The sequence below is a fragment of the Oscillospiraceae bacterium genome (assembly GCA_034925865.1).
Classification (GTDB): domain Bacteria; phylum Bacillota; class Clostridia; order Oscillospirales; family SIG627; genus SIG704.
Genome location: JAYFRN010000001.1, coordinates 49,405 through 71,771 on the forward strand (window position 1 = coordinate 49,405; position 22,367 = coordinate 71,771).

A 22,367-nucleotide genomic window follows, 5' to 3' on the forward strand; every position below is an offset into this window, starting at 1 on the left:
ATAATGCTTAATGATATAACACTCGGTCAATTTTTCCCCGGCGATTCTGTACTGCATAAAATTGATCCGCGAATGAAGATAATACTGATGCTATTGTTCATAACCTCTGTTTTTTTCGCAAATAATTACTATTCATTTGCATTGCTTGTTGCGGGCGCGTTGATTATAGCCGCCGTTTCGCAGCTGTCGGTAATGATGCTGTTAAAAGGGTTGAAGCCGATAATTTTCATTGCCGTATTTACTGCCGTCATAAACATATTCTGGACAAAGGGTGAAAACCTAATTTTTGAATTCTGGATTATTCGAATCTATGATGATGGCCTTAAAATGGCTCTTTTCATGGTCCTTCGCATTATAACCCTTATATTGGGGACGGGAGTTTTGCTTACTTATACGACGAGTCCTATGGCGCTAACCGACGCCATAGAAAGGCTGTTGTCTCCGCTGAAAAAGCTGCATGTTCCGGTGCATGAATTTGCTATGATGATGACTATTGCCCTTAGATTTATACCGACGTTGATTGAGGAGACTGAAAAAATAACGAATGCTCAAAAAGCTCGCGGAGCTGATTTTGAATCCGGCAAGCTGATTGATCGCGCAAAGGCAATGATACCGATTTTGATACCGCTTTTTGTGTCGGCATTCAGACGCGCCGACGAGCTGGCAGTCGCAATGGAATGCAGGCTTTATCACGGCGGAGAGGGAAGGACACGCATGAAGGTGTTAAAATTATCAGGACGTGATTTTACCGCTCTGGCAATGATGATCACTTTTTCCGCCGGATTATTAATTCTGAATAAGCTATAATTATTATTAACTCGGCATTAAATATTTACCGCTTAAAGAGAGAAAAAGTATGGTAGATGGACTTTTCTCTCTCGCAAAATAATAATTACTTAATTACCGGTTAATAAATCAGTAAATAAATATCCCATTCCACACATTAAACAATTATTAACGCGTCGAGTAAATCGCACGTTTTATTATATAAAAGGCTTTGTTATGAGTCACATTGCGAGTTATTGTCTTTTAGCAGCATATGGGCTTTGTTGCCGCATAAATAATAAATATTAACAAAATAATGATTGAATATCAAAGAGTTAAACTTATAATATCATATGACGGAACGCCTTTTCACGGCTTTCAGCGGCAGGAAAACGCGGTTACTGTTCAGGAAACGCTCGAAAATGCGCTTCGTTCGCTCTTCGGTTATGAAATCTGTGTCGGAGGATGCTCCCGCACCGATGCCGGAGTACATGCCGAGTATTTCGCGACTCATTTCGATATTCCCGCGTCGTTTCCCGCCGAACGGCTTTTCTGTGCGCTAAATCCGTTTCTGCCTGAAACCATAAGAGCATATGAATCAAGCTGTATGCCGGAACAGTTCAACTCCCGTTTTTGCTGCAGATCCAAAACATACAGATACGATTTTGTGACAGCGCATGTTCCGAGCCCGTTTTATGTCAACCGCGCGTGGCAGCTGAATTTTCGTCTTGACGCCGGAAAAATGAACAAGGCCGCGGGAGGATTTACCGGTATACATGATTTCAAATCATTCATGGCTTCCGGCTCCGAAGTCTCAAGTACTGTCCGCACCGTTAATTCCGCAAGCATAGTAGAGACAAATTCAGGTGAAATACAAAAAATATCTTTTTATATAAATGCCGACGGATTTTTATATAATATGGTACGCATAATAGCCGGTACTCTCGTATATATATCCGAAGGAAAGCTGAGTCCGGATGTTTCGGAGATAATCACGGCGAAGAATCGCGCGGCTGCCGGAATAACCGCACCGCCATATGGTCTATATCTTTACAAGGTGTATTACGATGATGTTCAGACAAAAAACTGATGATTATGCACGTTCAAATCCGTATTATGAAACAGCAAAGTTGTTCAGACTTTATAAATACTTAACGATCGTCGTTTTTGTGGCGTTTGTTCTCGGCGGATTATCGGTTGTAGGAGGCGATGAGCTTTCGGAAGATATCCGGTATTTATTTAAATATATGAATTCGTCGGCTCCTGAGCTTACCGACGGAGATGCTTCTGTTTCGTTCGAGGGAGAAGGGACGACAGTAACCGGAATATTCCGCGGCGATTTTGCCGTTTTAAAAAAAGGCACATATAAACTTTACGGCTTTAACGGCGAGCTTATATTTTCCGATACCGTTTCAATGACAAATCCCGCGATGAAAACCAGCGGCAGATATGTCTTGTGTTATGATATAGGCGGAAAGACGCTTAAAATATATAATTCTTTTTCTCTGATTCATACGGAAACATATTCATATCCGATTATCAGTGCCGATATAAGTGATAACGGTACATATTGCGTGGTAACGAGCGAAAAGGGCTATCACGCCGCCATTTATGTATATGATTCGGAATTCCGGATTTTATACAGGTGGCTTACCGCCGAAAAGTTCGCAATAGACGCGGCAATATGTGAAAGCGATGACAGCCGCATACTGGTCTCATGCGCACGCGCATCAGGCGGTGATTTTTCGGGAGAGCTAATCGAGCTTTCAACAAAGAATGATACCGTTAAATCCTCGACTGCTATTGAAGGCGAGCTCCCTCTTCAAATTTCATTTTCAGGCGACGGTTCATACCGTGTTTTAACGTCGTCGCATTTCAGAGTATATGATAACAACGCGGGAACAGTCAATGAGTATGATCTCACATCTAATACGATAGATATTTACCGTACTAAGGGAAAATATACCTGCATTGCTGTCGGCAAATCCTCCATCGGTCAGGAGCGAACCGCTCTTATATACGACGCCGCGGGCACTTTACTGTATGAATTTGATATAAAAAGTCAGCTGTATGACATAGCGATAGACTCTGATGGAGGGAAGATATATATTCTCGCTTCAGAGCATCTGTATACGGTATATCCCGAAGCCAAAAGATTTGATGATATGACCGTATCTCAGAGCTTCAGAAAACTTCTTTTACCAGGCGGAAGCCGCCTCGCTCTGCAAGGCGAAAGTTCAGTTAAATTAATAATGATTCAATAGAAAGGTGACGGAGCAAATGAACATTGTACTCGATATTTTAACGGCGGCAATACTGGCGATCGCCGTTTTTGAGGGGTATCATAACGGATTTGTAAAAACGATACTGCGCTTTTTCGGCAACATAGCCTGTATTGTACTTGCTTTCGTTTATGCTCCGGTTTTGGGCGAATTTATTCGCGTTCAGTTTATCGGCGATTTTTTCCGGAATAAAATTTCCGACAGGCTTGCGCAGATTCTGAATACGGCCGCGTCAAATATTGATGTGAATAAATTGTTTACCGACAAGCCCACGGAATTCATGAATCTGCTCAAGACTTTCAACATAAACTTTGATGAGCTGAATTCAAAGCTTGCCGCATACAAGGAAACCGCTGGAAAGAGTGCGACGGATTTTGTCACGGGAAACATAGCTGATCCCTGTTCAAAAGCAGTAGCGTATGTAATTGCCTTTATTGCGATAATAATTGTCTCGCTTCTGTTGTTGAAGCTTATCATATGGTTCTGCGATTTGATCGTAAAGCTGCCTGTGCTTCATGCCGCAGATACATTGCTTGGTATGATAACGGGAGTTTTAATAGGTCTTATCGGAGTTTATGTGTTTTGTATACTTGTCAACGCAATTATGCCGTATATAATCGGTATCGACAATCCGTTTTTTGCCGCGTTCAATGAAGATAAAACGCTCATTTTTAAAATATTTAGCCAAAACAATCCGATAGAAAGAATGATATCTGTTGTACACACATCTTAAATATTGTAATATAGAATAGTTAAAATCCGGTGCGCCGCGCCGGGGAAAGTAAAAATACATATGCGATATTCAGTCCGGTCAATTTTCCAGAAAAAAAACATACCCAATATTCTGTCCGTATTCAGGATATTTCTCGTTCCGTTGTTTGCGGCGCTTTTCCTGACCGATTATCCGAAATATATTACCCATGCAGGAGTGGTGTTCGTACTTGCGGGAGCGACCGATGTAGTCGACGGCTTTCTTGCGAGAAAAAACGGATGGATAACTGATGTGGGCAAGCTGATTGATCCGCTTGCGGACAAACTGATGTCCATGACGGCGCTTGCGTGTCTTGCTATAAAAGAAAAGATTTATTCCATGATCGTTATCATAGTTATAATAAAAGAAATTGTCATGATTCTGGGTTCTGCTCTGATATTGAAAAAAAGAAAGATTTATGTTAAAAGCAATGCTTTTGGAAAAGCCGCAACATTTTCGCTTTTTTTACTTGTCATAATGACAATGTTTTTTACATCAACACCTCAAAGAATCATAGATATATTCAGCGGAATAGTTATCGGGCTAATGCTTCTTGCTTTTACTATATATCTTACCGATTTTATCAAAGAAGACAGGCTGCGAGCAAAAATCTGTAAAAAATAACGGATAAAAATAATATCGATTGTTGACATAGCCGCTTGAATCGGCAGCTCAGTAAATCCGAAGCTAATTTTTCTTAAATTTTACTATTTGCGAGACAGTCAAACTAATAAATAAAAATCAAGTATTGCATTATTATAAAATTCGGGATTCGTAAAATAATAAAACCGCCCGCCGTCGGAAAGCCGCCGGAGCAGGTTAAATTCATGCTTTCCGGAAAATGGTAACCAAATGCTAAAAATCTGTATTAAATGTAAAGTACGTCCCGCTATTATTTTCGTAAACCGCGTCGACGGAAGCAAAATGACTACCGAAGGCTATTGCATTAAATGCGCCAGAGAACTCGGAATCAAACCTATAGACGATTATATACGTCAGCTGGGAATGACCGATGAGGATATAGAACAACTTGAAGATCAGGCTCAGGAATTATTGAATCAGAATTCTGACAATATCGATAACGATAACGATGATACTGTCGGAGAAGAAAATGAAACTAATACGCCGGCCTTTGACTTTAAAAAATTTTTGACCGGAAAAGCGGGAATAGTGCCTATCGGAGAAGCGATGCAGCCCCGCAATTCGGACAATCAGTCACAGGCTCCTGATACTGCGGAAAAGCCCAAAGAAAACACACAGCAGTCTTCATCTGATAAGCAAACAACTCAAAAACGTGACAGAAGAATGCTTAACGCATATTGCATCGATCTGACTCAAAAAGCGCGGGACGGAAAGCTCGACCGCATAATCGGGCGAGAAAAAGAACTTGACAGAGTAATTCAGATTTTAAGCCGAAGGACCAAAAACAACCCTTGCCTGATAGGCGAACCCGGCGTTGGCAAGACAGCTGTCGCCGAAGCGCTTGCGCAAAAAATCGTCGAAGGAAGCGTTCCATACCGTCTACGCTGTAAAGAGGTATTTATTCTTGATCTTACCGCTCTTGTGGCAGGTACACAATTCCGCGGACAGTTTGAAACACGCGTAAAAGGTCTTGTGGATGAGGTCAAACGGGCAGGAAACATCATTCTTATGATCGATGAGATTCACACTCTTGTATCAGCCGGAAATGCAGAAGGCGGCATGAATGCCGCGAATATATTAAAGCCTGCGCTTTCCCGCGGCGAAATACAGGTAATCGGCGCAACGACACTTGATGAATACCGTAAATATATAGAAAAAGACCAGGCGCTTGAAAGAAGATTCCAATCAGTAATTGTAAAAGAGCCTACCATAGAACAAACTTTGGAAATTCTGCGCGGAATAAAAAAATATTATGAAACTTATCACGGAGTAAAGGTTCCGGAAGACATATTACGGCGTGCCGTAGAATTATCGGAGCGTTATATAACGGACAGATATCTTCCCGACAAAGCTATCGACCTGCTGGATGAGGCATGCAGCAAGCTTGCCGTTTCCAATCCGGTTATTAACCGCATCGACGAATTAAAGGATGAAATATCGGCTTGTATAAAAAGTAGGAGTGAGGCCGAAGCGCGCACGAATCCCGACAATGCGACATACGAGCTTATAGCAACGCTGAAAACAAAGGAATTAAGGCTTACGGACGAATTCAGCCGCCTTTCAAAGGAACGCGATTCGATCGTGCTGACTGAAAATAACCTTGCCGAGGTTATAGAGGCATGGACGAGTATTCCCGCCGCAAATATAACCGAACACGAATTCGAAAAGATAGTCCACCTTTCCGAAACGCTTTATAAAAGAATAATAGGTCAGGATAAAGCCATAGATGCTGTGTGCCGTGCCATAAAGCGCGCTCGCAGCGGTGTCTCGTATAAGAGAAAACCCGTGTCGTTCATATTTGCCGGGCCGACCGGCGTAGGAAAAACAGAGCTTGTAAAATGTCTTGCGGATGCGCTTTTTGATTCTGTTGAATCGCTCATACGTCTTGACATGTCCGAATTTATGGAAAAGCATGCCATTTCCAGAATTATAGGGTCGCCTCCCGGATATGTGGGATATGACGAAGCCGGACAGCTCACGGAAAAAATACGCCGGAAACCATATTCAGTTGTTCTGTTTGACGAAATTGAAAAGGCACATCCCGACGTTATGAATATTCTGCTTCAGATTCTTGACGACGGCAGGATATCCGATGCCCATGGCAAAGAAGTTAATTTTGAAAATACAGTAATAGTGATGACGACGAACGCGGGTACGAATATTAAAGCAAATGTATCGGGATTCACCAGGAGTGCTGCTTCAGACGATGAGGAAAAGACGAAAAAGGGACTTAACGAATTTCTGCGTCCGGAATTCATAAACCGGGTTGACGAAATAATCACTTTCAACCGGCTCACGAAAGAAAACTTCCGCGAAATAGCTCGGCTCAGGATAAGCGAGCTTGAAAAAGCTCTTGGAGAAAAAGGCATAACTCTCGATATCAATGAAGAGCTTTACAGCTATATTGCAGATCATTCATTCAGTGAGCTGTATGGTGCCCGTAATCTGAAACGCTTTATACAGACAGACATTGAAGACAAAATAGCCGAAGCGATAATATCCTCCTACGGACACAAGATCACAAGAGTTGCCGTCACAATTCAGGACAGTGCAATCTCTGTGACCGCAATATAAACGCAGTTACAAATGAATCTGCTTGATTATGATTTTAAAAAGCTTGTCAGGATTCTGAATGCGAATCTTGAAAACGGTCTGAATTCAAAGCAGGTCGAGATCAACCGCCACGAATTCTGTACGGAATCGACAGAAGAAAAAAAAAGAAAGCATTCGCGCAGTCTGCCGCTGGGGCATCTTTTTGACGATGTTATGCGCGCTCTCTTCATCGTGCTTTCATTTATTTCATATTTTGCGGATAATAACTCCGCCGCGCTCACAGTTCTCGCGATATTTACCGTAGGACTTATCGTGTTTCAGACAGTGACTTCAGCGGTTTTACGCGTTTGTGACAAAAAGACATCAAAATACCGCGGCGATAAATGCAGAGTCCGTCGAAATGGAAAGGCAATCGTCATAGGAATTGATGAGCTTGTTCCCGGAGATATGCTTATAGTAGGATACGGTGAAATACTGCCATGTGACGGAATAATAGCGGATACGAATACAGATGGTCTGCGTGTTACAGAATTTGGAGCCGGAGGAGCGACAGTTGAAAAGCTTAAATATTCATACAATATAGTAACCTCTCCTATAGAGACAGAATTAGGAAGACCTTATAATGACTGCCTTTTATTTGCCGACACTCTCATTACAAGCGGTGAAGCGGAGATTTTTGTCTGCAATACCGGGATTGATATATATTACGGTTCTGAGTTGGTATCAAAAGCGAATGACAGTGAAAATTCCGTCGATATGATATCCGATAAGAATACTTCCACAATTCACTCTCGGGCTGCTTTTATCGGAAGCCAGCTTTCATTGATCTGGATTTTAATATCATTACTTATTTGCGCTCTCGGCGTTTTTGTGAAAATCGAGCTTTTTAATATATTTTGGTACGCGTGCGCTGTTGCCGTGGCCGCCGGATCCGATTATATAACGCAGATTTCCGAAGCTGTTACGGCTGTACGAATACTTAGTTTATATAATAAGCATTGCGTAATCAAGAATTTTGCGGCGCTGGACCTGATGTGTGATGTCAACTGTATAATAGTAAATTCTCCCAAGTTTTTCCTTAAGAAAGATTTTTATGTTCGTTCTTTTTTCGTTAACGACTGCCCGTATTCGTTTAAGGACAATGCTCACCTTTCATATGAGCTTATTCTCGGCGCGGCTCTTACACTTTCAAAACGTCCGGAAAACAGCCTGTTTGTAAACGGAAAAAGCGTGGACAGAGCTTTATCGGTTGTTGCCGCACGCCTCGGAATATCAAAAAAATCAGTTTTCCGTGATTATCTCAAGGTATATTCATATGATTATGATGAAATTACCGGTATCGCATTCGGATTATATCTAAATCAGGACAGCTGTGTGCTATATGTGAGAGGCACGCCGGAAAGTGTTTTGAAGTTATGCGAATACATGGAAAAAGACGGTAAGACCGTGTCAATGAATGAGACCGCGAAATACCGTATGCGAAGTGCCGCCAAGGAGCTTTCTGACGGAAGCGAGCTTGTTATCGCCATAGCTAAACGCATATTTAAAAGCGCTCCTGCGGAGCATCCGAGCGAGATATTGCGCGATATGAGCTTTATAGGCTTTATCGGACTTTATACCCCGATACGCGCCGAATCCGCAAAAGCATGCAATCTATGCGCAAAAAGCGATATGAACGTAATACTTATGACGGATGAACAACCAGAAAGCTCGTTCGGATTGGCGAAAAGCGTTTCAATTATTGGTGAAAATGATTATCAGGGAGCAATGACAGCTAACGAATATGTTGGTACGGACCGCGGGCTGTTTATAGCTGATCTTGCGAAATATAAGGTATTTTGCGGATTAAATCCTTCACAGCAGAGACAAATAGTCGAATATCATAAAGAATCCGGAGATATAGTCGGCTGTGTATCCTCAGGAATAGACGGAGTATTGCCGCAGAAGGAATCAGATGTTTCTTTTGCGCTTCAGACAGATATTTGTCCCGCTGTGAGACGCGGCGCTGATATAATTTTATTAAAGCCAAATATGGAGGCCATTCCGGAAAGCATCAAAGCGGCGCGTAACATATATAAGAATACAAAGCATATGCTGCAATACATGATCTATATTCAATTAACGCTTGCGCTTATAACTTTCATTTCTCTCCTTGTTGAAAAAAATACGGTATATTCGCTTTCCGCGGTAATTACGCTTGGCTTTCTTATAGCAATACCGTGTGCGTTGATTATGGGCTTTGATGAAATAAGTCCGCGGCTTATCTCGCGTCCCGTTGGTGAGGAAACAAGACAGCTGAAGCTTGTTTCCGTCCTCTCTATGCCGCTTATCACGGCGGTTTCTACGGCGATAATATCAGAATGCGTATATCGCGCGATAATACTGATATCATCGCAGAAGCCGCTCGCTCTGACATGTGCCGTGATTACGCTTTACGCTTCCGCGATATTCAGTGCGATATCATTGAGGGCGGATCGCAGCATATTCAAATATTCAACTCGCTTCAATCCGTTGTTTTTAATACCTGCTGCGATCGGCGCGTCGGCATTGTTGTTTTTTATAACGACGTCCATTGGTTCAAAAGCAACCGGAATGGTGAATCCGGGAATAAGTCTTGCTCTTGTTTCAGCCGCGCTCGGATTAATTCCGGCTGTTATTTCAGAGTTTATCAAGCTTGTTGCTCTGTGGATCGGATCGCCGGAAAAAGAAAACAGAACGTAACATAAAAGGGTTTTTGATATATTATATTGCTTCCTTTTTGAAAGGACGACATTACAATAATATGATCTTACCGCACATCAGTAAATAACTATTAACTCGGCAATAATTATATTGCTGATTTATAAATGAAAGAGGAAAAAATGAAAATATCGTTATTAATGGCGAAATCAGTAAGAGAAATTACGTTTTCCGAAAAAGCTATATCAGTATTGAGTTCATTGGGAGAACTTACTTTCAATCAGACAGAATCGACGGATATTGAGACAGTAAAAAAAACGATAAAAAACGCCGATATTGCGATAACCGCCGGAGGAAATACAAATCTTGTTAAAGAAATACTCGATGAAGCTCCTGAGCTGAAGCTTGTCGTCCATGCGGCAGGCACAATAAAGCCTATTGTTTCGGATGAAATCTGGAAAAGAAATATAAGAATAACAAGCTCGCCGAAGGCACTTGGCATGGGTGTTGCCGAAACGGCCCTTGGATTTACTATCTCAGCGTCAAAGAATTTTTATAACCTTTCAAAAAACACTGCCTCCGGCGGCTGGTATGAAGGCAGAGAAAAAATCATCGACCTTTTTGATATCACGATAGGAGTAATAGGCGCCGGCTGGGCCGGAAAGCACTACATAAGCCTTATAAAAAACTTCGATGTCGATGTAATTGTATACGACCCATACTTGTCTCAGGAAAAAATCCAATCGCTCGGCGCTCGCAAAGTGGAGCTTGACGAGCTTCTGAAAACAAGCGATATTGTTTCGATCCATGCGCCATCTATTAAAGAAACATATAAAATGATAAATGAACATACGCTTTCTTTAATGAAAAAGGACGCCGTTTTAATCAATACCGCAAGAGGTTCATTAATAGACGAAAATGCTTTATACAATCATATGAAGGCCGGAAATTTAAAATATGCATGCCTTGATGTAACCGATCCGGAGCCGCCGGCGGTCAATAACCCATTGAGAAGCCTGCCGAATGTCATATTAACACCGCATCTTGCCGGACTTGTAAATTACGGAAAACGCAAAATCGGCATACATGTTTGTGAAGAAATTAAAAAATATCTTGAAGACCGGCCGATGGATTGTGAAGTAACGGAAAAAATGCTTGCGACAATGGCATAATTTATAAAATCGGTATAATATTAGAACGGCAATTAAATAAGTTTTGTCTCATAAGAGAGAAAATCCCATATACCAAAGCCTTTTCTCTCTTTAAGCAGTATTTATTTAATTGCCGAGTTAATAATAAGATTAAGCTTGTATGAATTCTGACAAAAAATGCTGATTATGGCGATAAAGAAGATATTTATCTATTGTCACAGGAAATATTAAAATTCCTATTTACATTTGAATATTGATATGTTATAATCGTGCTGTTGAAGTCGAGTATATCGATTTGAACTTACTGACCAGCTTTATTATTAAAACATCAGAAAATTACAGTTGTTTTATATGAGAAAAAAGTCCTATTCCATAGCTTTTTTCTCACATGCGGTAATTATTTAATTACCGTATTGATTAAAGTTCAAGGCTATACGGACAGCCGGGTCGACTGCCGATCGCGGAGAAATCCGCATTATTGCAACTTATATGAGTTGGCAACTGAATTGCCAGTTGGTTACTATATAACCAAGTGTACTTGGGTACACGCTTGTGAAACAGTCAATAAGAGTAGTAAAAGTGAGTTCATGCTATATAGACTCTGACAATCAGCCGCATATTTTGTATTTATATTTATTTTTGCGCTGTAATGATAATGATTGTTTAATGGGTGTATCACAGTATACTGTGATGCGCCTATTTTATTTGGAGGATAAAAATGTCAGACAAACTTAAACTTTATGGATTCAATAATTTAACAAAATCACTCAGCTTTAATATTTATGATATCTGTTATGCAAAAACAGCGCGTGAACAACAGGATTATATTAAATATATCAATGAGCAGTATAATTCCGAACGTCTGACATCAATTCTCACGAAGCTGACAGAAATGATCAGCGCGACAGTTTTAAATATATCAAAACAGGATTACGAGCCGCAGGGAGCAAGCGTCGCCTTCCTTATCGCGGAGGAAAGCATGGTAAAAAATCGCAGCGGCGAGACAGTTGTCGCGCATCTTGACAAAAGCCATGTCACCGTCCACACTTATCCGGAATATCATCCTGATAACTGTATTGCGACGTTCCGGGTGGATATTGATGTCGCGACCTGCGGTGAAATCACCCCTCTTTCCACTCTGGATCTTCTGATCGGGAGCTTTGATTCCGACATCATAACGATGGATTACCGTGTGCGCGGCTTTACGCGCGACATGAGCGGAAGAAAGCTGTTTATGGATCACAAGATATCATCAATCCAGGACTATATAGCCACGGAAACGCTGAATAAATACGACGCAATTGATATGAACGTTTATCAATCAAATATTTTTCATACCAAGATGCTGATCAAGGATATCATTCTGCAGAATTACCTGTTCAATTCTGACGTATATGAGATACCGCCGAAAATCAGACTTGATATAACAAATTTGCTCCGCCGTGAAATGATTGAAATATTTACCGGGCAGAATATATATGAGGAGGAACAGAATTGAGGGATCAATCCAAGGCACCTCTTATGGACGCGCTCGAAAGCATAAGGGAAAACCGACTTGTGCCTTTTGACGTACCCGGTCACAAACGCGGCAAAGGAAATAAGGAACTGACCGAGTTTTTAGGAGACAGATGCCTTTCGGTCGATACCAATTCCATGAAACCGCTTGATAACCTGTGCCATCCGGTCAGCGTTATCAGAGAAGCAGAAGAGCTTGCCGCAGAGGCCTTCGGCTCGGCCCATGCATTCTTTATGGTAGGCGGGACCACCTCCGCCGTTCAGTCCATGATTTTATCCTGTGTGAAAAAGGGTGAAAAAATAATTTTGCCCAGGAATGTACACCAAAGCGCGATAAATGCTCTTGTGCTTTGCGGCGCCGTTCCGGTCTATATCAATCCTCAAAGCAATAAAAGGCTTGGTATTGCTTTGGGAATGTCCGTTTCTGATATAAAGAATGCGATTGATAATAATCCCGATGCCAAAGCGGTATTGATAAACAATCCGACATACTATGGTATCTGCTCGGATTTAAAGCAAATAACGAAGCTGGCGCATGGTAAAGGTCTCAAAGTACTTGTTGACGAAGCACACGGAACACATTTTTATTTTGGCAAGGATATGCCGGTAAGCGCGATGGCCGCAGGAGCCGATATGGCGGCCGTGAGCATGCATAAATCAGGCGGTTCGCTTACACAAAGCTCAATTTTATTGACAGGAAATGATGTCAATGACAGATATATAAGACAAATCATCAATCTTATTCAGACAACAAGCGCTTCATATCTTTTGATGTCAAGCCTTGACATATCGAGAAGAAACCTCGCTTTGTACGGTGAAGAAATTTTTGAAAAAGTTAAAAGGTTTTCTCAGTATGCGAGAGACGAGATCAATGAAATCGGCGATTATTACGCTTATTCAAGGGAAATTATAAACGGCGACAGCGTTTTTGATTTTGATACGACAAAACTTTCCGTGAATACGCTTAAGCTCGGTCTTGCGGGTATTGAGGTCTATGACCTTCTCCGTGACGAATACGATATTCAAATTGAATTCGGCGATCTGGGCAATATCCTTGCATATATCTCGATAGGAGACAAGCAGAAAAACATTGAGCGGCTCATCAGCGCGCTGGGAGAGATAAAACGCTTATATAAAAAGGACACTGCCGGAATGTTTGAAAGCGAATACATCAGCCCGGAAGTCGTAATTTCACCGCAGATCGCGTTTTATTCCGAAAAAGTCAGCAGACCGCTTGACATGTGCCTCGGCGAGGTATGCACGGAATTTGTCATGTGCTATCCTCCCGGGATACCGATTCTCGCGCCGGGCGAACGGATCACTCCGGAAATAATCGAGTATATCAAATATGCAAAAGAAAAGGGTTGTCTGATGACGGGCCCGGAACAAATGGATATCAGCAGCCTTAATGTTCTCAAATGGAGATAATATATATACCCGCGGTAAGTTTACAGCAATTTATCCAAGTGGGGACGGCGTAAATTCACACTTTGATTGAAAGGTATAGATATAAATAATGGACGATTTATGGTACAGCGAATATCATACTCCGAATGTACGGTTTTCAATAAAGGTAAATAGTCAGCTATATACGGAGCAAAGTGATTATCAAAGAATATCAATATTTGATTCTGCCGAATTCGGACGTTTTCTGACTCTCGACGGAGTTATGATGCTTACCGAACGTGACGAGTTTATTTATCATGAAATGATAACACATGTATCTATGGCCGTAAATCCGGACATTAAGTCGGTGTTGGTCATAGGCGCAGGCGATGGAGGCGTCGCCCGTGAGCTTACAAAATATAAAAGTATTGAGAAAATTGACATAGTCGAAATAGATAAAAGAGTCGTCGAGGTATGTAAAGAATATCTGCCGCAAACTGCTTGTGGATTTGACGATAAAAGGATTAAGCTATATTTTACAGACGGGCTTAAATTCATACGGCATATTGAAAACCAATATGATCTGATTATTGTTGATTCTACTGATCCATCAGGACCGGGAGAAGTTCTGTTTACAAAGGAATTCTACGGCAGCTGCCATAAAGCTCTAGCGGAAAACGGAATCATGGTAAACCAACATGAAAGCCCGTTTTATACTGAGGACCGGAAAGCGATGCAATCAGCGCATAGGAGGATCGTTTCCGTTTTTCCGATATGCCGCGTATATCAGGCGCACATTCCGACATATCCGTCAGGTCACTGGCTTTTCGGATTCGCGGCAAAGAAGCTGCACCCGATAAAAGATCTTGATGCGGAAAAATGGAACGCTCTCGGAATCTATACGAAATACTATAATACGAATCTGCATAAAGGCTCGTTTTACCTTCCTGGTTATGTCGAGGAGGCATTGAAGGAAAATGAATAAGAACATTCAAACTTTTATTGCCTGTGACGCAGATTATGAAGAAGCGGATATAGCGCTTTTCGGCGCTCCGTTTGACGGCACAACTTCATACAGACCCGGCACACGGTTCGGGCCGTCGGCAATCAGAAATGAAAGCTTCGGAATTGAAACCTATTCGCCGTACTGTGATAAGGATCTTACTGACCAAAAGATCTTTGACGGCGGAGATCTGGATTTACCCTTCGGCAATGTAAAAAGAATCTTATCAATAATCGAAGAATATACCGAAAATTTGCTTTCTGACGGAAAAATTCCTTTTATGCTGGGAGGCGAACACCTTGTTACACTTGCCGCTGTAAGAGCCGTTTTTCGGAGATATCCCGATCTGCATATAATCCATTTTGACGCGCATACAGATCTCCGTACCGATTATCTAGGCGAAGAATTATCACATGCGACCGTGATGAAGCAAATATGGAATCTCGTTGGCGACGGGCGAATCCATCAATTCGGAATCAGGAGCGGCGAGCGGTATGAATTTGAATTTGCAAAAGAACATACCGATATGCATAAATTTAATTTAGGAGATTTTATAAAACTCATACCGTTAATTACAGACAAGCTGGTTTATTTTTCTCTCGACCTTGACGTGCTTGATCCTTCAATTTTCTGCGGAACAGGTACGCCGGAGGCGGGCGGAGTCAGCTTCAATGATTTGCTTGATGCGGTATTAAAGCTTCATGAGCTCAACATAATCGGCTGTGACGTAAACGAGCTGTGCCCGGTTTATGACCAGAGCGGAGCATCAACCGCTGCCGCATGCAAGATTACAAGAGAAATATTATTGCAACTTAAACAGAAAGGATAAGGATCAACAGAAATGGGAAAATGTTTAATTATCGGCTGCGGAGGCGTCGCGAGCGTAGCGATTCATAAATGCTGTCAGAACAGCGAAGTTTTTACAGAAATCATGATAGCCAGCCGGACAAAATCAAAATGTGACGCGCTTAAAGAAAAACTGAAAGATACTACGAAAACAATAATCCACACCGCAAAAGTCAATGCGGACAATACAGACGAGCTTATCTCACTCATAAAAGGATTTAAACCCGACGCGGTGCTTAACCTCGCTCTTCCTTATCAGGATCTGACAATCATGGACGCGTGCCTTGCCACAAAAACGAATTATATCGATACCGCTAATTACGAGCCGCTGGACACAGCGAAATTTGAATATAAATGGCAATGGGCATATCGCGAAAAGTTTAAAAACGCCGGAATTTGCGCTTTACTCGGAAGCGGTTTCGATCCGGGTGTAACGGGCGTTTTCTCCGCATATGCACAGAAACACCAGTTCGATGAAATACACAGCCTTGATATTCTTGATTGCAATGGAGGCGATCACGGATATCCTTTTGCGACAAACTTCAATCCGGAAATAAATATCCGCGAGGTGACGGCAAAAGGCAGCTTTTGGGAAAACGGCAAATGGATTGAGACAGAGCCGATGGAGATCAAGCGTGAGTATGATTTTGCTGAAGTAGGTAAAAAGGATATGTATCTTCTTCATCATGAAGAAATTGAAAGTCTTGCTCTAAATCTGAAGGGAATTAAACGAATACGTTTTTTTATGACGTTCGGAAAGAGTTATCTTACTCATCTCAAATGCCTGCAAAATGTCGGAATGACATCCATTGAGCCAATCGAATTTGAGGGCCATAAGATCGTTCCGCTTCAATTTCTGAAGGCTGTGTTGCCGGATCCCGCATCCCTCGGGCCGCGTACCGTGGGAAAGACCAATATCGGCTGTATATTCCGGGGTGTCAAGGACGGAGCGGAAAAAAATTATTACTTGTATAATATCTGTGACCATCAGGAGTGCTACAGAGAAGTCGGAAGCCAGGCAATTTCCTACACTACGGGCGTTCCCGCAATGATAGGCGCCATGCTTGTGATTAACGGAACATGGAACAAGCCGGGAGTATGGAATATCGAGGAGTTTGATCCGGATCCGTTTATGAATGCGCTCAATAAATGGGGACTTCCCTGGAAAGAAGATTTCAACCCTGTTTTGGTAGACTGATATGTATGATGATTTGCTTTCTGTTTCCACTCCGTGTTATGTTGTGGATGAAAATCTGATAATAAAAAACCTTAAAATACTTAAAAATGTTTCTGAGCGAACGGGATGCAGAATCCTGCTCGCTCAGAAGGCGTTCTCCATGTTTGCTCTTTATCCATTGATAGGCAGCTTTCTTGCCGGTACAACCGCAAGCGGATTATTTGAAGCGAAGCTTGGCTCTGAAGAAATGGGAGGAGAGACTCATATTTTTTCATCTGCATATAATGAAAACGACTTTGATGAGATTCTTAAAATTTGCGATCATATCATATTCAACTCTTTTTCACAATGGATGAAATTCAGAGAAAAAGCTTTAAGGGCAGGAAAAAGCTATGGCATTCGTATAAACCCCGAATGCTCCACTCAGGAGCATAGCATTTATGATCCGTGCGCGGAGGGATCAAGGCTTGGCGTGACGGCATCAAACTTCCGTTCCGATCTTTTGGACGGTATAGACGGGCTTCACTTTCATACTCTTTGCGAGCAAAACAGCGACGCGCTTATAAAAACCGTTGCGGCTGTCGAGAAAAAATTTGGCGAATTTCTTCCTCGAATGAAATGGGTAAATTTCGGCGGCGGTCACCATATAACACGCGCGGATTACGATATCGAATCGCTTATCGACTGTATAAATAAGTTCAGGCGGAAATATAACGTTGAAGTATATCTTGAGCCGGGAGAAGCCGTCGCATTAAATTCCGGCTTTTTAGTCGCGAGCGTACTTGACATCGTAGATAACGGAATAAAAACAGCTTTGCTTGACGCTTCCGCGGCATGTCATATGCCGGATGTGATAGAAATGCCTTACCGCCCGCCGCTCTATGGTGCCGCAGAGGCTGGTGAGAAAAAATATACCTATAGGCTTGCCGGCGCGACATGCCTTGCAGGAGATATAATAGGCGATTATTCGTTTGACGAGATTCTTAATGTCGGAGATAAAATTATTTTCTGTGATATGGCAATATACACAATGGTAAAAAACAATACCTTTAACGGAATATGTCTGCCATCTATTGCGATACGTAAAAAGGGAACAATCAAAGTGATTAAAAGCTTTGGCTATGACGATTTTAAAAACAGACTGTCATGAAAAATATGTAACGTTTTATAAATACCTGTCATATATAATGTCTACAGAATAATGCCGTTTTCGAACGGCATGGGTTTTGGCAGTTTGAAAACCAGCCAAAACCCTCCAAAATCATTGATTTTGGAGTTCAGCATTCATTGATTGCCGTCTGCTTTCTAAATTGGTCGGGAATCGACCAATTTAAAGGAGCAAGGTTTTTACGCCTTATGGCTTAATAACCTTGCATCTGAAAAATTATGTTTTTTATGTTTTACTTACTGTCGTATGTGTTTCATGATTGTTCAGCAGACATTATATAACAAAATATACAGAAAGCCCTCAAAGTTCTGAATTCGAACCTTGCGGGCTTTAGTTTTATTTATCGTTCAGTTTCCTTTTCTGATTTCAACTGAATCGAAAAACGGAGGATCCTGAACAGGCGCAACAACTGATTTAGCAAACGGGAAAATGCCGAATATCATTTCAAACATATAGTCGTATAATTTGTTCGCGATCTTATTAAGATTTATATCTATGAATATCGACTGATCCTTATCGTTTGAGTTTTCCCAAAGGTTCAGCGTGAAGATCGTATCGCCGGAATCGGTTGTCGAGAGTGTATGCTCGTTGAACTTCGTATACACCTTTGACGCGCCCATACCGCTGAATTCCTGAATATACTTATCAAGAATACCCAGCTTTTCGATCTGCACCATTCCTTCGGCAAAGACGCTGTTATAGTAAATATCAATATCGGGTAAGTATTTTTGCAGGTTATTTCTTATCCATTTACCGCAGTGAGTCTTCATTACGCTTTTCAAGGCGTCGCTCTTCATAGCTTTTCCGAACAATTCCGAAGCAAGTATTTTCATTGCGTTTGAAGTCAGATTGCCGAACGCATCGGTTATCGCCTTGTAAAAATCCCGGTTACCTTTTTCATCAACATTAAGAACATAATTTTTCGCTGCGTTGAATATAAGAAATCCAGCTAAGACTCCTGCCATTTGCCGGATGTTTAGACGTGAGGGATCGGCGGCGGTCATTACGAGGTTGTCGAGAGCGGATGAAAGATTGTTCATTATTTGAAGCTTATTAAAATCAAAGCTTTCACCATATACTATCTGCACGCCGACTTCGCCTATGAGGTTTACAAGGATCTCCTTGGCAGGAGAAAGAAGCGCTTCGCCGACAGGTCCGGTATATACGGTCGCAAGATAAGCAAACGCCTGATCTCCGAACCATTTTGCCCATTCAAGGCCGTAGATCATCCAGTCGAGAGCGTCCGCCCACGCAAGCTGTGAGGCGGCTTCGTTCATAAAGCGATCCTGCGCAGTGCGGATTATGCTTTTGCTCATCAGACGCATTTCTCTGACGGACATTGTGTCGGCATTACTTTTTATATGATTCAATACCTCCGCCCACTTATCTTTAGGAACATATCGCTTCACTCTGTCAATGAGATTTTTATATTCAACGTCTCTTGCGGCTATCGGCTTTTCTTTTTCACCGATCAGTGAGCACGGTAAATCCAGGACATATGTTTCGGAATCATATGTGCTCTTAATCGGAAGCTTTACATAATACGGCTCGAAAAGCTCGGGAATGCTTACCTGAGGAACAATGTAATATTTACCGTCATCCGCACAGCTCGAATCAAGCTCATATTTGTATTGATTTAAAAGAGCGGCTGTCATTTCGCTTTCTGCTTCAAACGCCATTATTTCTGTAACGGTGTTTTTCATATCAACAAACACTGCTTTCCGCTTTCCGTCATCTCCGGTCTTGATTACCGCAAGACGGAGTTGAATTCCCGTCGGCTTGATTTTATAATCGAGATCTCCCGCTGATTCATTTTCATATGAACATATCGAAAGTCTGTCGTTCTCGAAGGCTCCGTCTGCCGACAAGCCTTCCGGATATAACCTTATACCAAAGCTGCTTTCGGCAATTTCTTTATCGTTTTGCGCCTTTACCTCAGCTTTAATAAATACGGGCTGTTCGTTCACTGCTTTCGCGGCGGGTGAATTATTGACAAGTGTTATTTTATAATGTGTTTCATCGAGCTTATCAAGATTTCCTGTAACTTCTCCGTCAATATCGCCAAGCGTCACTGTCTTAGGCGGCATTAATAAGTCACAGATCTCAAAGAATACCTCATATGTGAGAGCATCGCCCATTATCATATCGGCAATCATCATGCTTGAATATGACTTCATGTCGGGGAAATCTATATAAGGTTCTCCCACAAGCTCAAAACGGACGTTGTTTGTAAAAGATCCGCCTTCGCCTGTGAATCTGAAAACGACAGTGCCGATATCGGTCTTACTTGATGATCCTTCGGCAAAGACAAGCGCGCCCATATAATTGCCCGCAAGTGAGGTTCCTTCTATCTCGATCGGAGGCCCTCCGCTTGTAATTGCTATCTGCGCTGACAGATCAGGACGGTCTGTTTCTTCGCCCGTTTCTTTAACCTCAGCCATCCGTGCGTATACTATCACAGGCGGCTTACCGTAGGCTATCCTGTTTCCGAAGTCCTTTCTTATGTACATTTTATATGATGAGTTCTTGCCATTACGATTTGAAGCTTCACCACTGCCGCCTTCTGCGGCCGCTCCCGCCGCTCCGATTGCGGCGGCAGCTCCGAGTATGCCGACAACTATCGCCGCGGGAACTGGCGTACTGGTCTCGCCGGGAGCCGTGCCTGCTATTCCGCCTATGACCATATTCTTATCACCATATTTCCATGAATAAAAGTGATATATCTTAATTGTCTTGTAATCCATCTCGCTCATTGTTTCCTGAGAAAATAGATTCAAGCTTGCATTCTGTGCGCAGTAAATATCTACTTCTATCGACAGTATATCTCCATCATAGATTCCGTAGGGCGCGAGACCGGTTATGGCACCCTCATATTTATCCAATCCGGAAACAGGGTTTAATGTAACATTAAGCGGGCTGAGCCGATCTGACAGGCGGGAAACGTTTGCAATTTCCTTTCCGTCAAAGGTGATTTTTCCCGCGTTGTAAACATTTGTTTTACTGATCATTGTAAAAGATACATATTTAAGCATTGAAGCGAGATAATCGTATATTTCCATATCGAAAGAAATATTAATTTCTCCCTGTTCGCGGTATTGCTTGGCGGGATTGCCGATAATTGCTCTCATATATGCATGCTCTCCCTTGAGCAGGCCTTTTTGTTCATCCGTACCATAGGAAAATCCGTCGCCGGTGTAATTATATTTATAATTGACGCTATTTTTATTTGCGGTGTAGCTCATAACAGTGTTGTCGTCGCTGCTTGACGAATAATAACCGGAAAGCTCATTGCTATAATCCACTACAACACTTTGCTGATATGTCCAATAACCTGCCCATTCGTCGTCAGAGGAATTGGCGGAGGCGTTCAACGCAAAAAAGACAGAACAAAATGATAACGAAAGCACCGCAAGCATTATACGGGCTAACATTCTCCGCTGTTTCATGATGCAGGCACCTCCTTTTTACTTTTGCGAATAATATAAAGTACGATTCCTGCGGCAAGAACTGCAAAGCCAACGCAATATGGCGTATATGCCCATGGTATAACGGATAATACCACCGAGGCTGCGAATCCGGCCGTTAATCCGGATATGACTCGTTCTACTGCATCGGTATTAACAGTTCTGAGTGTATTTTGCTTTTTTGACAGAAGTGAAGTAATCATATTTCGCATAAAACTCCCGCTTGTGTTTTTCAGAGCACGCAGCGACAGCAGCAGCCCTGAAATTCCGACTGCGCTTTGCCACAGCGAAGCATAACCTGCCATAAAGTTATACGCAATCAGCGCAAAGCCTGCGCCGACAAGGAAATATCCGTTCAGAGCGGCTTTTTTGAATTGAAATGAAGCAAAAAATAGTTTTAGGTTACTGCCTATCCCTTTCATATTTCCGTTAAAAAGCGAAACGAACAGAGCCGCGAACATACCTTTGCCTATTATGCCGCCAATCGCGCCTAAAATGCCGCCGCTCAGCCCGCCTTGCGCAAATATAAGTGCCGATAGAAACTTTATTGGAGCGGGATTGATTCCGAGCGAAAGCAGTATCGGGAAAATAAGCCATAAAGCCGCAAGCACAACTGCGGGAATAAGTGCTTTTTTATTTTTAAATATTGCCGCAAAGCCTTTAATGGTTCTGCCGATGCCTCCAAAAAGAACTTTTATGGGATCAAGTATTTCGTTTGCTTTAAATATTGGTGACAGGCCTCCCGAAAGCGTTAGTTCTCCTGCAAGATCGGATGCCATGACAGTGTTTCCAAGTGAAGAAGTAATATCTGTAGTCAATTTTAAAGTTGTTGAAGTTTGATTTTTTTGTTGCGGAGTTGATTGCTTAGCGGCTTTTGGTGCAGCTAAATCTGTTGGTACGGCGGTTCCGCAGGACGAACAGAATTTTTCATCATCCGTCAGCGTATTGCCGCATTTCGTACAATATCTGGACATTCGGATCCTCC

At 42.2% G+C, this 22,367-nt stretch carries 16 protein-coding genes; 14 read left to right on the forward strand and 2 right to left on the reverse strand.

What is annotated here, in order from left to right; genetic code table 11:
- Nucleotides 1-3: 3 nt before the first annotated feature.
- The 14 genes from VB118_00270 (at nucleotide 4) to nspC (ending at nucleotide 17,900) form a co-directional block, all read left to right on the forward strand.
- Entirely contained in the window at nucleotides 4-807 is an 804-nt protein-coding gene (locus tag VB118_00270) for an energy-coupling factor transporter transmembrane component T (protein ID MEA4831032.1), read from the forward strand.
- 274 nt (nucleotides 808-1,081) lie between these two features.
- Entirely contained in the window at nucleotides 1,082-1,855 is a 774-nt protein-coding gene (truA, locus tag VB118_00275) for a tRNA pseudouridine(38-40) synthase TruA (GenBank protein MEA4831033.1), read from the forward strand.
- Nucleotides 1,833-3,029, forward strand: a complete 1,197-nt coding sequence (locus VB118_00280; GenBank protein ID MEA4831034.1) for a DUF5711 family protein — start codon at nucleotides 1,833-1,835, stop codon at nucleotides 3,027-3,029. Before truA ends, VB118_00280 begins: the two co-directional genes overlap by 23 nt.
- A gap of 16 nt (nucleotides 3,030-3,045) precedes the next feature.
- On the forward strand, nucleotides 3,046-3,780 hold the full coding sequence (locus tag VB118_00285; protein MEA4831035.1) for a CvpA family protein: 735 nt from the start codon (nucleotides 3,046-3,048) through the stop codon (nucleotides 3,778-3,780).
- A gap of 60 nt (nucleotides 3,781-3,840) precedes the next feature.
- Nucleotides 3,841-4,422 carry a CDP-alcohol phosphatidyltransferase family protein gene (locus VB118_00290; GenBank protein ID MEA4831036.1) on the forward strand — a complete coding sequence of 194 codons (582 nt, stop codon included), beginning with the start codon at nucleotides 3,841-3,843 and terminating at the stop codon, nucleotides 4,420-4,422.
- A gap of 228 nt (nucleotides 4,423-4,650) precedes the next feature.
- Nucleotides 4,651-7,014 (forward strand): ATP-dependent Clp protease ATP-binding subunit, encoded by a 2,364-nt coding sequence (locus VB118_00295; protein MEA4831037.1) that lies wholly within the window; start codon nucleotides 4,651-4,653, stop codon nucleotides 7,012-7,014.
- A gap of 12 nt (nucleotides 7,015-7,026) precedes the next feature.
- Nucleotides 7,027-9,714, forward strand: coding sequence for a cation transporting ATPase C-terminal domain-containing protein (locus tag VB118_00300; GenBank protein ID MEA4831038.1), 2,688 nt, complete (start codon nucleotides 7,027-7,029; stop codon nucleotides 9,712-9,714).
- Nucleotides 9,715-9,854: 140 nt separating this feature from the next.
- The gene (locus VB118_00305) at nucleotides 9,855-10,844 is read left to right on the forward strand and encodes a hydroxyacid dehydrogenase (protein ID MEA4831039.1); all 990 of its coding nucleotides are present in this window, start codon (nucleotides 9,855-9,857) and stop codon (nucleotides 10,842-10,844) included.
- Between the two features lie 697 nt (nucleotides 10,845-11,541).
- Nucleotides 11,542-12,321 carry an adenosylmethionine decarboxylase gene (speD, locus tag VB118_00310; protein MEA4831040.1) on the forward strand — a complete coding sequence of 260 codons (780 nt, stop codon included), beginning with the start codon at nucleotides 11,542-11,544 and terminating at the stop codon, nucleotides 12,319-12,321.
- Between the two features lie 23 nt (nucleotides 12,322-12,344).
- Nucleotides 12,345-13,766, forward strand: a complete 1,422-nt coding sequence (locus VB118_00315; GenBank protein ID MEA4831041.1) for an aminotransferase class I/II-fold pyridoxal phosphate-dependent enzyme — start codon at nucleotides 12,345-12,347, stop codon at nucleotides 13,764-13,766.
- Nucleotides 13,767-13,854: 88 nt separating this feature from the next.
- Nucleotides 13,855-14,709 (forward strand): polyamine aminopropyltransferase, encoded by an 855-nt coding sequence (gene speE / locus VB118_00320; GenBank protein ID MEA4831042.1) that lies wholly within the window; start codon nucleotides 13,855-13,857, stop codon nucleotides 14,707-14,709.
- Entirely contained in the window at nucleotides 14,702-15,556 is an 855-nt protein-coding gene (gene speB / locus VB118_00325; protein ID MEA4831043.1) for an agmatinase, read from the forward strand. The genes speE and speB overlap by 8 nt, the downstream gene beginning before the upstream one ends.
- 12 nt (nucleotides 15,557-15,568) lie before the next feature.
- Nucleotides 15,569-16,771 (forward strand): saccharopine dehydrogenase family protein, encoded by a 1,203-nt coding sequence (locus VB118_00330; GenBank protein ID MEA4831044.1) that lies wholly within the window; start codon nucleotides 15,569-15,571, stop codon nucleotides 16,769-16,771.
- Nucleotide 16,772: 1 nt separating this feature from the next.
- Entirely contained in the window at nucleotides 16,773-17,900 is a 1,128-nt protein-coding gene (nspC, locus tag VB118_00335) for a carboxynorspermidine decarboxylase (GenBank protein ID MEA4831045.1), read from the forward strand.
- A 365-nt stretch (nucleotides 17,901-18,265) separates the two neighbouring features.
- Here nspC and VB118_00340 read toward each other — a convergent pair whose 3' ends face one another.
- Nucleotides 18,266-21,364, reverse strand: a complete 3,099-nt coding sequence (locus VB118_00340; GenBank protein ID MEA4831046.1) for a hypothetical protein — start codon at nucleotides 21,362-21,364, stop codon at nucleotides 18,266-18,268.
- Entirely contained in the window at nucleotides 21,361-22,356 is a 996-nt protein-coding gene (locus VB118_00345; GenBank protein MEA4831047.1) for a zinc ribbon domain-containing protein, read from the reverse strand. The genes VB118_00340 and VB118_00345 overlap by 4 nt, the downstream gene beginning before the upstream one ends.
- Between the last annotated feature and the right edge of the window lie 11 nt (nucleotides 22,357-22,367).